This window comes from Streptomyces sp. NPDC016469 (genome assembly GCF_040632905.1).
Lineage (GTDB): Bacteria > Actinomycetota > Actinomycetes > Streptomycetales > Streptomycetaceae > Streptomyces.
Window position 1 is genome coordinate 117,336 of record NZ_JBEYCQ010000017.1, and the last position, 13,673, is coordinate 131,008.

Here is a 13,673-nt window from a genome sequence, read left to right on the forward strand (position 1 = left end):
CCTCACCACCGGGCCCGTCACGGGTCCGGCCCCAGCCGTTCGACGCGCGGGAGGAAGCAATGACCAGCCCCGAGCAGGACCCGAACCAGCAGGAAGGCCCCGCGGACGGTGGCGCGGCCGGTACGCCGGGCGTGCATGACGGCGGGGCGGACGGCGGCGCCGACGGCGGGGCGGACGGTGGCGCCGACGGTGGTGCCGAGGGTCCTGCGGACGGTGGCGCGGCCGGTACGCCCGGCGTCCAGGACGGCGGCGCGGACGGTGGTGCCGAGGGTCCGGCCGACGGCGGAGCGGCGGGTACGCCCGGCGTCCAGGACGGCGGGGCCGACGGCGGCGCGGACCGTTCTTGAGCACATCCCCGACCGGCACCCAGGACCCCCCGGCCGCGACGGCGGCCCCCGGGGTCCTGGAGTCGCGCCTGACACCCGGCACCGGCCGGGACGCGTTCGCCCGCGACTTCTGGGGCCGCGAGGCGCTGCTCACCCGCCGGGCCGGTGACTTCTCCGACCTCTTCTCGGCCGCCGCCGTGGACGAACTCCTCTCCCGGCGCGGACTGCGTACGCCGTTCCTCCGCGTCGCCAAGAACGGCGCCACGCTGCCCTACGCCTCGTTCACCTCGCCCGCCGGGGCCGGCGCCACCATCGGCGACCAGGCCGACGACACCGCGCTGTGGCGGGAGTTCGCGGACGGCGCGACCCTCGTCCTGCAAGCGCTCCAGCGCACCTGGGCCCCGGTCGGCGACCTCACCGCCGCGCTCGCCGCCGAACTGGGCCACCCGGTGCAGGCCAACGCCTATGTCACCCCGCCGCAGAACCGCGGCTTCGACGCGCACTACGACGTCCACGACGTCTTCGTGCTCCAGATCGAGGGCGCCAAGCGCTGGATCGTCCACCGCCCCGTGCACCCCGACCCGCTGCGCGACCAGCCCTGGACCGGCCACCGCGGCGCCGTCACGGAGGCCGCCGCGGGCGAACCGCATCTCGACACCGTGCTCGGACCGGGCGACGTCCTCTACCTGCCGCGCGGCTGGCTGCACGCCGCCGAGGCGCAGGGCGAGGTCGCGGTCCACCTGACGCTCGGCGTCCACACCTGGACCCGGTACGCGCTCGCCGAACAGCTGATGCGCGCCGCGCTCGCCGAGCTCCGCGAGGACCCCTGGATGCGCGGCTCCCTCCCGCTCGGCGTGGCCGGCCCGGACGAGGAGACCGCTCCGGTACGCGAACGCCTCGTCGCGGCCCTCGCCGGCGCCGATCCCGCCCCGGACTTCCACCGCGCCCGGCGCGCCCAGGCCCGCCCCGCACCGCTCGGCCCGCTCGCCCAGCTCGCCGCCGTCAACGGACTCGGCCCCGGCACCCCGGTCCGCCTCCGGGGCGCGCTGGAAGCCCGCCTGGAGGGCCGCCGCCTGGTCACCCGGGTCGGCCGGCTGGACTTCCCGGAGGCGGACCTCCCGGCCCTGGCCCGCCTGCTCGCCGGCGAGGTGCGCACCGCCGGCGACCTCGGCCTCGCCTGCGCGGGAAGGCTGCTGCGCGCCGGAGTCCTCGTCCCGGCCGCTCAGTGACAGCGGAACGCTTCTTCTGCGCCGACGCCGCCCGGGCCCGCGGCGACGCGCTCCCGGGCACCGCCCCGTACGGCCTGGTGTGGGTCCTCGTGGAGTACCACGCGCCCTGGCCCGCCAACGGCTACGACGGCCTCGCGCTCGACCCCGTCACCAAGTCCCTGCTCTACGAAGCGGCCCGGGCGGTGCGCGCCCGCATCCTCCTGATCCGGCGCCACGGGCGCCGCCCCGTGGACGCGGGCCCCCCGCGCTGGGCCGTCCTGCGGTACGACGCCACCGGCGCGCACCGCCAGCAGTGGGGGACCTGGGAACGCGACGAGGACCTGGCCCTCGCCGCCGCCGCGCTCGGCGCACCCGGAGAGCCCGGGCACCCGCCGGTCGTCCTCGTCTGCGCCCACGGCCGGCACGACACCTGCTGCGCCCTGCGCGGACGCCCGGTGGCCGGCGCGCTGAGCGAGCGGTGGGCGGACCTGGTGTGGGAGTGCACGCACGTGGGCGGCGACCGCTTCGCCGCCAATGTGCTGGTCGCGCCCGACGGCGTCTACTACGGCGGCCTGGACGCCGCCTCGTCCGTCGCCGTCGTCGAACAGCACCTCGCGGGGCGCGTCGACGCCGAGCACCTGCGGGGCTACACCGATCTCTTCCCGGCCCAGCAGGCGGCCCTCGCCGCCGTACTCGCCCGCTACGGCCCGGCCGCCCGCCACGCCTACACGGTCACCGGCACCTCCCGGTCCGGCCCTCACTGGCTGATCCGCGTCACCGGCCCCCCGCCCCGCGCGACCGCGTACGACGTGGAGGTCACCGCCCACCGCGCCCCACCGCACCAACTCACCTGCAACGGCCCGGCCACCAGCGCGGCCATGCTCCACGAGGTCATTTCGATCCGCGCCGGCTGAACGCGGAAGCCCCGCCCCCGGACGCGTACGCGAGGGGGCGGGGCAGGGAGCGTAACGGCGTCAGCGCAGCCGCTCGTACGCGGGCAGGGTCAGGAAGTCCGCGTAGTCCTGGTCCAGGGAGACCTGGAGGAGGAGGTCGTGGGCCTCCTGCCACTGGCCGGCGGCGAAGGCCTCCGCGCCGATCTCCTCGCGGATCGCGGCCAGTTCCTCGGCGGCGACCTTGCGGGCCAGGTCCGCCGTGGCGTGCTCGCCGTTCTCGAAGACCACGTCCGCGTTGATCCACTGCCAGATCTGCGAGCGCGAGATCTCGGCGGTGGCCGCGTCCTCCATCAGGTTGAAGATGGCGACCGCGCCCATGCCGCGCAGCCACGCCTCGATGTAACGGATGCCGACGGCGACGGCATTGCGCAGACCGTCGTACGTGGGCTTGGCGTGCAGGGTGTCGATGGCGATCAGGTCGCCGGCCGCCACGGAGACGTCCTCGCGCAGGCGCTCCTTCTGGTTCGGCTTCTCGCCGAGGACCGCGTCGAAGGAGGCCATGGCGATCGGGACGAGGTCCGGGTGGGCGACCCAGGAGCCGTCGAAGCCGTCGTTCGCCTCGCGGTCCTTGTCGGCCTTGACCTTCTCGAAGGCGACCTTGTTGACCTCGGCGTCGCGGCGGGACGGGATGAAGGCCGCCATGCCGCCGATCGCGTGGGCACCGCGCTTGTGGCAGGTGCGGACGAGAAGTTCGGTGTACGCCCGCATGAACGGGGCGGTCATCGTCACCGCGTTGCGGTCCGGCAGGACGAACTTGGCGCCGCCGTCACGGAAGTTCTTCACGATGGAGAACAGGTAGTCCCAGCGGCCCGCGTTCAGCCCGGAGGCGTGGTCGCGCAGCTCGTACAGGATCTCCTCCATCTCGTACGCGGCGGTGATCGTCTCGATCAGGACCGTGGCGCGGACGGTGCCCTGCGGGATGCCCAGCTCGTCCTGCGCGAAGACGAAGATGTCGTTCCAGAGGCGGGCCTCCAGGTGCGACTCCGTCTTCGGGAGGTAGAAGTACGGGCCCTTGCCGAGGTCGATCAGGCGCTGGGCGTTGTGGAAGAAGTACAGGCCGAAGTCGACCAGCGCGCCGGGCACCGGGGTGCCGTCGAGCTGGAGGTGGCGCTCGTCCAGGTGCCAGCCGCGCGGGCGGGTGACGACGGTCGCCAGCTCCTCGGCCGGCCTCAGCGCGTACGCCTTGCCGGACTTCGGGTCCGTGAAGTCGATGGAGCGGTTGTACGCGTCCATCAGGTTGAGCTGGCCGAGGACGACGTTCTCCCAGGTGGGAGCGGACGCGTCCTCGAAGTCGGCGAGCCAGACCTTCGCGCCCGAGTTCAGGGCGTTGATGGTCATCTTGCGGTCGGTCGGACCGGTGATCTCCACCCGGCGGTCGTTCAGCGCGGCCGGGGCCGGCGCGACCTTCCAGGAGTCGTCCGCACGGATCGCCGCGGTCTCCGGGAGGAAGTCCAGGGTGGAGGTGCGGGCGATCTCGGCCCGGCGCTCACCGCGGCGGGCGAGCAGCTCGTCGCGCCGGGGCGTGAACCGGCGGTGCAGCTCGGCCACGAACGCGAGGGCCGCGGGGGTGAGGACCTCGTCCTGCCGGGGCAGGGGCTCGGCATCGACGATGGCCAGCGAGGACGGCGCTGGTGCGGACATGAGCTGTCACTCCTTCAGCGGGCGGTGCGGACGGCGTCACGGCCGCCGGGCCGCCCGATTGGCACGGCGTGCCAGGGCTCCGGGATACGGCTGTGGCCGCCGTCTGAGGTGCAGAGGGCTTCTGATCAGTGGATAGTAGTTTCCTCATGGTGGAAGTTCAATGGTTTGTTGATGTCGAGATTCTTCGGGTCGACAGAACAGCCGGGGTGCTGGCGCAGCGTGCCAGGGCGTTCACTCCAGGTGCGAAAGGTCCGCCGGAGTGTCGATGTCGTACGCCTGTGCCACATCGCCGCACTCCACCAGCGTCAGCGCCTCCCGGTGTGCCCGCAGATAGGCCCGCGCCCCCTGGTCGCCCACCGCACCCGCCGCGATGTCCGCCCACCGGTCCGCCCCGAACAGCACCGGATGCCCGCGTTCCCCCGCGTACGAGGCCGCCGCCAGGCTCGTCCGGTCCCGGTACGCCGCGCGCACCCGGGCCACCGCCTCCGCCCCGATGCCCGGCTGGTCCACCAGCAGCACGAGCGCCGCGTCCGCGCCCGTCCCCGCGAGCGCGTCCAGCCCCGTCCGCAGCGAGGAGCCCATGCCCTCGGTCCACTCCGGGTTGACGCTCACGGTGCAGCCGTCCAGCTCCGCCCGGGCCGCGACCTCGTCGGCCGAGGCGCCGAGCACCACGTGGACCGGGCCGCAGCCGCCCTCGCGCAGCGTGCGCACCGCGTGTTCGACGAGCAGCCCGCCACGGTGTCCCAGCAGGGCTTTCGGGCGTCCACCGAGCCGGCGGCCCCCGCCCGCGGCGAGCAGCAGTCCGGCGATCCGTGCGTATGTCATGCCGCCTGGATACCCCACGGCGGCCGGTCCCGCCCCACCGCCTCGTACCTCTATGGCGTGTGTTACGTACGCGGAGTGGCGCCCGGCACCTTTTATGGCGTTAACTTGCCCGCATCCCCGGACACTTGACCATGGTGCGGGGACCGGTCGGAACGACACTGGCACAAGGACGTGCGAGGGGGAGCTTTGTTGAAGAGCGTCGGGCAGGAGCGGGTCACCGGCAGCGGTGAGGACCCCAGAGTGGCGGAGCTGCGCACGGCGGTCTCCCGGCTCCGGCGGGCCCTGGCCGGCCACCCGGGGCGGTTCCCCGACCGCGCCATCGCCGAGGACGAACTCGCGGCGCTGGACGCGATGGCGCGCAGCGGGGCGCCCGAGATCCCCCGGCTGCGCCGCTCGCTGCTGCTGATCGCGGGGGCGATCGGCTCGGTCAGCGCACTGGCCGCGGCCCTGCGGGACGTCCGGGTCGCCGTCGACCTCTTCGGGGAGCCGCCGCAGCGCTGAACTGGTGGGGCGTCAGCGGCGGATGAGCCTGCGGGCCGTCGCCGCCGCCACGGCGGCCGTGCGCGAGTCGACACCCAGCTTGGCGTAGACGTGCACCAGGTGGGACTTCACGGTCGCCTGGCTCAGGAACAGCCGCTTGCTGATCTCCGCGTTCGACAGGCCCTCGCCGACGAGTTGCAGCACCTCCAGCTCGCGCTTGGTGAGCGCCTGGGCGGGGGTGCGCATGCGGTCCATCAGCCGGTGCGCTACGGCCGGGGCCAGCGCCGAGCGCCCGGCGGCGGCCGTACGGACCGCCGCCGCCAGCTCCTCGGGCGGCGCGTCCTTCAGCAGGTAGCCGGCCGCCCCGGCCTCGACCGCCGCCAGGATGTCCGCGTCGCTGTCGTACGTCGTCAGGATCAGCACCCGGGGCGCGTCCGGCGCCGCCGTGATCGCGGCGGTCGCCTGCGAGCCGTGCATCCCGGCGCCGAACTGGAGGTCCATCAGCACGACGTCCAGCCCGCCCGCCGCCGCCCGGGCGACGGCTTCCTCGGCGGTGGCGGCCTCCGCGACGACCCGGAAGTCCGGCTCGGTGTCCAGGACGGCCCGGAGCCCCGCCCGTACCACTGGATGGTCGTCGGCGAGCAGCAGCCGGACGGGCGTCGCGCTCATGCCGCCTCCCGGCCGGCCCGGTCCACCGGCAGCGGCAGGGTCAGCGCGACGGCGGTGCCCTGGCCGGGCGCCGATTCGACGCTGAGGGTGCCGCCGAGCGACCGGGCCCGGGAGCGCATCGCGGGCAGCCCGAAGCCGCCGGACTCCGTGGCGCCGACCGCCGGGGCGTCCTGAGCGAAGCCGCGTCCGTCGTCCACCACGTCCAGCGACACCGAGGTGTCCATGAAGCTCAGCGTGATCTCCGCCCGCCCCGCAGCGGCGTGCCGCACGGTGTTGGCCAGTGCCGACTGGGCGGTCCGCAGCAACGCCACCTCGTACGGCGTCGGCAGCTCCACCGGCGTGCCGCTCGCCGCGAACCGCACGGTGAGCGTGGGCGTCGTGGAGCGGGCGGACAGCCGTTCCAGGGCGGCCGTCAGGGAGCCGTTCGCCAGGTCCGGCGGGGTCAGCGCGCGGACGAAGCGGCGCGCCTCGGCGAGGTTGTCCTGCGCCGCCTCGCGGGCCCGGTGCACATGGGCGGCGGCCGGGGCGTCCTCGGGCAGCGCGCGCTCGGCGGCGCGCAGCAGCAGCTGGATGGAGGACAGGCCCTGCGCGAGGGTGTCGTGGATCTCCCGGGCCAGCCGCTCGCGCTCCGCCAGGGTGCCGGCGGTGCGCTCCGCCTCGGCCAGCTCCGCACGCGTCGCGACCAGCTCCTCGATGAGCTCGCGGCGCCGTTCGCTCTCCCGGAACAACGCCTCGTAACCGAGGACCGTGGCGACGGCGACGGCCGCGCCGAGCAGCGGACCGATGAACGTGCCCGGCGTGACCGCCTGCCCGTGCAGCACGAAGCTCGCGATGGCGGCGCACGCCGTCACCGCCACGGCGGGCAGGCCCCAGCGCGTCGGGAGCAGGTGCAGCTGGAGGAAGTAGAGCGGGAAGGCCACCCACAGCGCGTCCGGAGACAGCACCAGCAGTGCGGCCCACAGCACCCCGAGCGCCGCCAGCCACCCCGCGCCCGCCCGGGTCCCCGGCTGCACGAACCTGGCCGCCGCGCCCGCCGCGTACACCGCGGCGAGCACACCGGCGACCGCCGTCACCGCGCCCGGGTGCCGGCCGCCGTCGGCGACGGCCTTGACGGCGGCGAGCGCCAGCAGGCCGAGCAGCAGCCCGTGCAGACACATCCGCAGCGCGGCGGCGACCGGGGGATGGACACGCGTTTCCATGATGGATCCAGCGTAGGCGCGGGCCGCCCGCGGCCGGTCAATCGAAAGGTTGATGTCGTCACCAGCCCGGGGGCGATGTTTCCGGAGCGGGGGGAAACGACGCTGGATCCATGTTCGTCGCATGGAGAGACCTACGGTTCGCCAAGGGCCGGTTCGCGCTCATGGGCACGGTGATCGTGCTGATCACCCTGCTCGTGGGCCTGCTGTCCGGCCTCACCGCCGGGCTGGCCCGGGAGAACACCTCGGCCGTCACCGGACTGAACGCCGACCACCTGGCGTTCGCCGCGCCACCGGCCGGCCGGGCGGTGTCCTTCACCGACTCGTCCGTCGGTCAGGACGCCGTACGCGCATGGGCCCGGCAGCCCGGTGTGGAGTCCGCGCACCCGCTCGGCATCCGCACCCTGAACGCCACCGCCGGTACGGGGGAGCGCACCGCCGCCGTCTCCGCGTTCGGCGTCGAGCCCGGCAGCGGCCTGGCGCCCGCCCGGGTCGGCCCCGGCGAGGTGGTGCTCTCGGGCGCGGGCGCCGACGAGCTGGGCGTACGCCCCGGCGACCGGCTGACCCTCGGCGGCCGGGAGGCCACCGTGGCCGCCGTCGCGGGCGACGCCTCGTACAGCCACACCCCGGTCGTGTGGACCGACCTCGCCGACTGGCGGCGGTCGGGGGCCGGGGACGGGCGCGCCACCGTGATCGCCCTGGCCACCAGCGGCGCCGCCGATCTGGCCGCCGGTGACCGGGCGGCGGGCACCCGCACCCTCTCGCTCGACGACTCCCTGACCGCCATCGGCTCCTACCAGGCCGAGAACGGCTCGCTCCAGCTGATGCGCGGCTTCCTCTTCGCCATCTCGGCCCTGGTCATCGGCGCGTTCTTCACCGTCTGGACGATCCAGCGCGGGGGCGACGTCGCCGTGCTCAAGGCGCTGGGCGCCTCCACCCCGTATCTGCTGCGGGACGCGCTCGGGCAGGCCGTCGTGATGCTCGTCGTCGGTACGGGCCTGGGCACCGCCCTCGCCTCCGGCATCGGCGCCCTGGTCTCCGGCGGGGCCGTGCCGTTCGTCCTGGACGCGGCGACGGTCCTCGTCCCGGCCGCCGTGATGATCGCGCTCGGCGCGGCCGGGGCCGCCCTGTCCATCCGGCGGATCACCGCCGTCGACCCGCTCACCGCGCTCGGGAGTGCCCGATGACCCTCACGCTCACCGATGTCACCCTCACCTACCCGGACGGCGACGGGCGCCTCACCGCGCTGGACCGCGTCGCGCTCGATGTGCCCGCCGGCACCCTCACCGCCGTCGTCGGCCCGTCCGGCTCCGGCAAGTCGAGCCTCCTCGCGGTGGCGGCGACCCTGGTCGCCCCGGACGACGGGGCGGTCGTCGTCGCGGGTACGGACACCACGGGGCTCGGGCGCGCGGAGAAGGCGGCGCTGCGCCGGGAGCGCGTCGGCATCGTCTTCCAGCAGCCCAACCTGCTGCCGTCCCTGACCGCGGTCGAACAGCTCCAGGTCATGACGCACCTCTCGGGCGGCCGGGCCGGGGCCGCCCGGGCCCGGGCGCTCGACCTGCTCGACGCGGTCGGTCTCGCCGGGCAGGCCGGCCGCAGGCCCCACCAGCTCTCCGGCGGCCAGCGCCAGCGGATCAACATCGCCCGGGCCCTGATGAACGACCCCGCCCTCCTGCTCGTGGACGAGCCGACCAGCGCCCTGGACCACGAGCGCGGCGCGGCCGTCCTGGACCTGCTGGTGACGCTGACCCGGCAGCGGTCCACGGCGACGGTCCTGGTCACGCACGACCGCGCCCACCTCGACCGCGTGGACCGGACGGTCACGATGGTGGACGGGCGCCTCACGGCCCCGGCGCCGGCCTGAGACGCGGGCGGGCCCGGACCTCGCGGAGGTCCGGGCCCGTCTCGTGGCCTCTCAGCCCGCCGTACCGCTGCTCGCCAGCGCGTCCGACAGTTCCTTGGCCGCCTGCTGAAGGATCGGCACGATCCGCTCGGTGGCCGCCTCGGTGACCCGGCCCGCCGGGCCGGAGATCGAGATCGCGGCGGAGGTGGGGGAGTTGGGCACCGAAACCGCCAGGCAGCGGACCCCCATCTCCTGCTCGTTGTCGTCCACCGCGTAGCCCACCCGGCGCACCTGGTCCAGCGCCTCCAGGAAGCCGTCGGGCGTGGTGATCGTCTTCTCCGTGGCGGCGGGCATCCCGGTGCGGGCGAGCAGGGCGCGCACCTCGTCCGGCGGGGTGTGCGCGAGCAGCGCCTTGCCGACGCCCGTGGAGTGCGGCAGCACCCGGCGGCCCACCTCGGTGAACATGCGCATCGAGTGCTTGGACGGCACCTGCGCCACGTACACGATCTCGTCGCCGTCGAGCAGCGCCATGTTGGCCGTCTCGCCGGTCTCCTCGACCAGCCGGGCCAGATAGGGGCGGGCCCAGGTGCCGAGCAGCCGTGCGGCGGACTCGCCGAGGCGGATGAGGCGGGGGCCGAGCGCGTAACGCCGGTTGGGCTGCTGACGTACGTAACCGCACAGGACCAGCGTGCGCATCAGGCGGTGGATCGTGGGCAGCGGGAGTCCGCTGCTCGCGGAGAGCTCGCTCAGGCCGACCTCGCCCCCCGCGTCGGCCATCCGCTCCAGCAGGTCGAAGGCGCGCTCAAGGGACTGCACACCACCGCTGGATCCGGCGGGCTTGGAGTCGGAAGTGCTGGCGTGGGACGGCGGCACGTCAACGGTCCTTTCGAGGCGGAGGAGCAAGGCAGCAGCCTACCGGGCCCTTTCCGATCGGCCCACAGTCGACGAGGGCCGTCAGGGCCGGTCAGCGCCCGTTTGTCCGGGTGTCCGCAGGCCGGGCGGTGCCCCGGCCGCGCAGCACCTGGCCCATTCTACGTTCCGCACTCCGAAATTTACCTTTTACTTTGTGGAAACCTCCAGTGCGGCGCCGGAAGCGGGCGGGGTGCGGGGAAGAGGTCTTGACGGGGCACGCTCCCGAGTGAAGACTCCTTCAACAGTTCGTTGAAAGTGCGAAGTGAGGAGCACCGGTGTCCGGTCCGGACGTGAAGCTGCTACTGCGTTCGACGCGCGTCGTCACCCCCGAGGGGACCCGGCCCGCATCGGTCGCCGTCACCGGCGGGACCATCGACGCCGTTCTGCCCCATGAGACCGAGGCGCCGGCCGGCGCCCGCCTCGAGGACTTCGGGGACGACGTCCTCATGCCCGGCCTCGTGGACACCCACGTCCATGTGAACGACCCCGGCCGCACCGAGTGGGAGGGGTTCTGGACCGCCACCCGCGCGGCGGCGGCCGGCGGCATCACCACGCTGCTCGACATGCCCCTCAACTCGCTGCCGCCCACCACCACGGTCGAGAACCTGCGGATCAAGCAGGGCGTCGCCGAGCCCAAGGTGCACGTCGACACCGGCTTCTGGGGCGGCGCGGTCCCGACCAACGTCAAGGATCTGCGCCCGCTGTACGAGGCCGGGGTGTTCGGCTTCAAGTGCTTCCTGTCGCCGTCCGGCGTCGAGGAGTTCCCCGAGCTGGACCAGGAGCAGCTGGCCCGGTCCATGGCCGAGATCGCCGGCTTCGGCGGGCTGCTCATCGTGCACGCCGAGGACCCCCACCACCTGGCCTCCGCGCCGCAGCAGGCCGGACCGGCCTACGCGGACTTCCTGGCGTCCCGGCCGCGCGACGCCGAGAACACCGCCATCGAGGGCCTGATCGCCCACGCCCGGCGGCTGAACGCCCGCGTCCACGTGCTGCACCTGTCGTCCAGCGACGCGCTGCCGCTGATCGCCGCCGCCCGGCGCGAGGGCGTCCGGCTCACCGTCGAGACCTGCCCGCACTTCCTCACCCTCACCGCGGAGGAGGTCCCCGACGGGGCCACCGAGTTCAAGTGCTGCCCGCCGATCCGGGAGGCCGCCAACCAGGACGCGCTGTGGCAGGGGCTCGCCGACGGCACCATCGACTGCATCGTCTCCGACCACTCGCCGTGCACCACCGACCTCAAGACCCCGGACTTCGCCTCCGCGTGGGGCGGGATCTCCTCCCTCCAGCTCGGCCTGCCGGCCATCTGGACCGAGGCCCGCCGGCGCGGCCACACCCTGGACGACGTCGCCCGCTGGATGTCCGCCGCCCCCGCCGCACTGGCCGGGCTGCACCACAAGGGCGCCATCGAAGCGGGCCGCGACGCCGACTTCGCGGTCCTCGCGCCCGACGCCACCTTCACCGTCGACCCGGCCGAGCTCTTCCACCGCAACCAGGTCACCGCGTACGCCGGCCGCACCCTGCACGGCGTGGTGCGCTCCACCTGGCTGCGCGGCGTACGCATCGCCGCCGACGGCGTCCTCGGCGAACCCACCGGCCGCCTCCAGACAAGGGAATCCCGAGCATGACGGCGACAACGCACTTCACCGGCGACGCGAATCCGTACGGCGGCGGCGACCCGTACGCCGACTACCGCACCGCGGACCTCCCCTTCACCCACCTCGTGGACCTCGCCGACCGACGGCTCGGCGCGGGCGTGATCGCCGCCAACGACGAGTTCTTCGCGGAGCGCGAGAACCTGCTCAAGCCGGAACCCGCCCACTTCGACCCGGAGCGGTTCGGGCACAAGGGCAAGATCATGGACGGCTGGGAGACCCGCCGCCGGCGCGGTGCGAGCGCCGAGCGGCCGCACCCGGTGGACGAGGACCACGACTGGGCGCTGATCCGGCTCGGCGCCCCCGGCATCGTGCGCGGCCTGGTCGTGGACACCGCCCACTTCCGCGGCAACTACCCGCAGGCCGTCTCCGTCGAGGCCGTATCGATGCCCGGCTCGCCCTCGCCCGAGGACTTGCTCGCGCCGGACGTCAAGTGGACGACGCTCGTCCCCCGCACCGCCGTGGGCGGCCACGCGGCCAACGGGTTCGCCGTCGACGTGGAGCGCCGCTTCACGCACCTGCGGCTCAACCAGCACCCGGACGGCGGCGTCGCCCGCCTGCGGGTCTACGGCGAGGTCGCCCCGGACCCCGCCTGGCTGGCCGCGCTCGGTACGTTCGACGTCGTCGCCCTGGAGAACGGCGGCCGGGTCGAGGACGCCTCCGACCGCTTCTACTCCCCGGCGACCAACACCATCCAGCCCGGCCGCTCCCACAAGATGGACGACGGCTGGGAGACCCGCCGCCGTCGCGACCGGGGCAACGACTGGATCCACTACCACCTGGTGGCGGAGGCGGACATCCGCGCCGTCGAGATCGACACCGCCTACCTCAAGGGCAACGCGGCCGGCTGGGCCCGGCTCACCGCCCGGGACGCGGAGACCGGCGCGTGGACCGAGTTCCTGCCCCGGACCCGGCTGCAGCCCGACACCGACCACCGTTTCGTGCTGCCCGAGGCCGTACGCGCCGACCAGGTGCGGATCGACATCTTCCCGGACGGCGGCATCTCACGGCTCCGCCTCTTCGGCTCGCTCACCGGACGCGGCGCGGCCCGGCTGGCCGCCCGCCACGCCGAACTCGGCGGCTGACGCGGCGTACTCCGACGAGCGCGGGGGGCGTCAGAACTCCTCGTGCTCCTCGGGGTCGCCGCCGAACCGCTCCCGCCGCCCGTTCGAGATCCGCCCCAGCTCCTCGGGCGTCAGCTCGAACCCGAACAGGTCCAGGTTCTCCCGCTGCCGCCCCGGATCGGCCGACTTCGGGATCGGTACGGCTCCGAGCTGGGTGTGCCAGCGCAGCACCGCCTGCCCCGGGGTGACGCCGTGCGCCTCGGCGACCGCCACCACCTCCGGGTCGGCCAGCAGGTCCCGGCCGCGCCCGAGCGGGCTCCAGCTCTGCGTGACGATCCCCATCGCCGCGTGCACCGCGCGCAGCTCCTCCTGGGGCAGCCGGGGGTGCAATTCGACCTGGTTGACGGCGGGCACCACGCCCGTCTCCTCCTCCAGCCGCTTCAGGTGCTCGGCGGTGAAGTTGGAGACGCCGATGGACCGGACGAGCCCGTCCTCGCGCAGCTTGACGAGCGCCCGCCAGGTGTCCACGTAGAGCCCCACCTTGGGCAGCGGCCAGTGGATGAGATAGAGGTCCACGTAGTCCAGGCCGAGGTTGCTCCGGGACTCCTCGAACGAGGCGAGCGTCTTCTCGTAGCCGTGGTGCCGGCCGGGCACCTTGGTCGTGACGAAGACCTCCTCGCGCGGTACTCCGCTGCGGGCGACGCCGCGTCCCGTACCGGTCTCGTTGCCGTAGTTCAGCGCGGTGTCCACGAGCCGGTAGCCGAGGTCGAGGGCTCCGGCGACGGCCTTCTCCGCCGCGTCGTCGTCCATCGGATAGGTACCGAGTCCGACCGCCGGGATCGTACGGCCGTCGTTCAGGGTGTGCACCGGGATACCGGACATGATCGTCCCTTCGTCTCGCCTG

General features: G+C 74.2%; 14 protein-coding genes. 8 read left to right on the top strand and 6 right to left on the bottom strand.

Translation table 11 applies throughout. The features are described 5' to 3' along the window. The first annotated feature begins 59 nt into the window (after nt 1–59). From ABZ565_RS20890 to ABZ565_RS20900, 3 genes are read left to right on the top strand one after another with little or no spacing between them, the layout of a single operon-like run. Nucleotides 60–347, top strand: coding sequence for a BatC protein (locus ABZ565_RS20890; protein ID WP_361028749.1), 288 nt, complete (start codon nt 60–62; stop codon nt 345–347). Next, on the top strand, nt 344–1,555 hold the full coding sequence (locus ABZ565_RS20895; RefSeq protein ID WP_361028752.1) for a cupin domain-containing protein: 1,212 nt from the start codon (nt 344–346) through the stop codon (nt 1,553–1,555). Before ABZ565_RS20890 ends, ABZ565_RS20895 begins: the two co-directional genes overlap by 4 nt. Continuing rightward, nucleotides 1,552–2,448: a sucrase ferredoxin gene (locus ABZ565_RS20900; RefSeq protein WP_361028755.1), complete on the top strand. Its 897-nt coding sequence runs from the start codon at nt 1,552–1,554 to the stop codon at nt 2,446–2,448. The genes ABZ565_RS20895 and ABZ565_RS20900 overlap by 4 nt, the downstream gene beginning before the upstream one ends. A 60-nt stretch (nt 2,449–2,508) precedes the next feature. On the opposite strand, the gene aceB is transcribed toward ABZ565_RS20900, so the two are convergent. Together aceB and ABZ565_RS20910 are read right to left on the bottom strand one after the other, a co-directional pair. Further along, nucleotides 2,509–4,128: a malate synthase A gene (gene aceB, locus ABZ565_RS20905; protein ID WP_361028758.1), complete on the bottom strand. Its 1,620-nt coding sequence runs from the start codon at nt 4,126–4,128 to the stop codon at nt 2,509–2,511. A gap of 231 nt (nt 4,129–4,359) precedes the next feature. Continuing rightward, the gene (locus tag ABZ565_RS20910) at nt 4,360–4,953 is read right to left on the bottom strand and encodes a nucleotidyltransferase family protein (protein WP_361028761.1); all 594 of its coding nucleotides are present in this window, start codon (nt 4,951–4,953) and stop codon (nt 4,360–4,362) included. 186 nt (nt 4,954–5,139) lie between these two features. On the opposite strand from ABZ565_RS20910, the gene ABZ565_RS20915 reads away from it, so the two are divergent. Beyond that, nucleotides 5,140–5,454: a DUF5955 family protein gene (locus ABZ565_RS20915; protein ID WP_361028764.1), complete on the top strand. Its 315-nt coding sequence runs from the start codon at nt 5,140–5,142 to the stop codon at nt 5,452–5,454. Nucleotides 5,455–5,466: 12 nt separating this feature from the next. On the opposite strand, the gene ABZ565_RS20920 is transcribed toward ABZ565_RS20915, so the two are convergent. Continuing rightward, complete coding sequence (locus ABZ565_RS20920; RefSeq protein WP_361028767.1) at nt 5,467–6,102, bottom strand: response regulator transcription factor; 636 nt, start codon at nt 6,100–6,102, stop codon at nt 5,467–5,469. Next, nucleotides 6,099–7,301: a sensor histidine kinase gene (locus tag ABZ565_RS20925; protein ID WP_361028770.1), complete on the bottom strand. Its 1,203-nt coding sequence runs from the start codon at nt 7,299–7,301 to the stop codon at nt 6,099–6,101. Before ABZ565_RS20925 ends, ABZ565_RS20920 begins: the two co-directional genes overlap by 4 nt. Nucleotides 7,302–7,411: 110 nt before the next feature. Here ABZ565_RS20925 and ABZ565_RS20930 point away from each other — a divergent pair, with 110 nt between their 5' ends. Both ABZ565_RS20930 and ABZ565_RS20935 read left to right on the top strand, forming a co-directional pair. Then, entirely contained in the window at nt 7,412–8,485 is a 1,074-nt protein-coding gene (locus ABZ565_RS20930) for an ABC transporter permease (RefSeq protein WP_361028773.1), read from the top strand. Next, the gene (locus ABZ565_RS20935) at nt 8,482–9,162 is read left to right on the top strand and encodes an ABC transporter ATP-binding protein (RefSeq protein WP_361028776.1); all 681 of its coding nucleotides are present in this window, start codon (nt 8,482–8,484) and stop codon (nt 9,160–9,162) included. Before ABZ565_RS20930 ends, ABZ565_RS20935 begins: the two co-directional genes overlap by 4 nt. 51 nt (nt 9,163–9,213) lie before the next feature. On the opposite strand, the gene ABZ565_RS20940 is transcribed toward ABZ565_RS20935, so the two are convergent. Continuing rightward, a complete protein-coding gene (locus ABZ565_RS20940) occupies nt 9,214–10,014 on the bottom strand; it encodes an IclR family transcriptional regulator (protein ID WP_361028779.1) in 801 nt (266 codons plus the stop codon). A gap of 314 nt (nt 10,015–10,328) precedes the next feature. On the opposite strand from ABZ565_RS20940, the gene allB reads away from it, so the two are divergent. Together allB and alc are read left to right on the top strand one after the other, a co-directional pair. Continuing rightward, nucleotides 10,329–11,678, top strand: coding sequence for an allantoinase AllB (gene allB, locus ABZ565_RS20945; protein ID WP_361028782.1), 1,350 nt, complete (start codon nt 10,329–10,331; stop codon nt 11,676–11,678). Beyond that, nucleotides 11,675–12,790, top strand: a complete 1,116-nt coding sequence (gene alc, locus ABZ565_RS20950; protein ID WP_361028785.1) for an allantoicase — start codon at nt 11,675–11,677, stop codon at nt 12,788–12,790. The genes allB and alc overlap by 4 nt, the downstream gene beginning before the upstream one ends. A gap of 30 nt (nt 12,791–12,820) precedes the next feature. Here alc and ABZ565_RS20955 read toward each other — a convergent pair whose 3' ends face one another. Next, nucleotides 12,821–13,651, bottom strand: a complete 831-nt coding sequence (locus tag ABZ565_RS20955; RefSeq protein ID WP_361028788.1) for an aldo/keto reductase — start codon at nt 13,649–13,651, stop codon at nt 12,821–12,823. Between the last annotated feature and the right edge of the window lie 22 nt (nt 13,652–13,673).

What these genes read in the sequence shown, in the direction of transcription:
- ABZ565_RS20910 (WP_361028761.1), bottom strand. Translation starts at nt 4,953, where the DNA reads ATGACATACGCACGGATCGCCGGACTGCTGCTCGCCGCGGGCGGGGGC.
- ABZ565_RS20935 (WP_361028776.1), top strand. Translation starts at nt 8,482, where the DNA reads ATGACCCTCACGCTCACCGATGTCACCCTCACCTACCCGGACGGCGAC.
- ABZ565_RS20920 (WP_361028767.1), bottom strand. Translation starts at nt 6,102, where the DNA reads ATGAGCGCGACGCCCGTCCGGCTGCTGCTCGCCGACGACCATCCAGTG.
- ABZ565_RS20890 (WP_361028749.1), top strand. Translation starts at nt 60, where the DNA reads ATGACCAGCCCCGAGCAGGACCCGAACCAGCAGGAAGGCCCCGCGGAC.
- ABZ565_RS20925 (WP_361028770.1), bottom strand. Translation starts at nt 7,301, where the DNA reads ATGGAAACGCGTGTCCATCCCCCGGTCGCCGCCGCGCTGCGGATGTGT.
- aceB (WP_361028758.1), bottom strand. Translation starts at nt 4,128, where the DNA reads ATGTCCGCACCAGCGCCGTCCTCGCTGGCCATCGTCGATGCCGAGCCC.
- ABZ565_RS20930 (WP_361028773.1), top strand. Translation starts at nt 7,412, where the DNA reads ATGTTCGTCGCATGGAGAGACCTACGGTTCGCCAAGGGCCGGTTCGCG.
- alc (WP_361028785.1), top strand. Translation starts at nt 11,675, where the DNA reads ATGACGGCGACAACGCACTTCACCGGCGACGCGAATCCGTACGGCGGC.
- ABZ565_RS20955 (WP_361028788.1), bottom strand. Translation starts at nt 13,651, where the DNA reads ATGTCCGGTATCCCGGTGCACACCCTGAACGACGGCCGTACGATCCCG.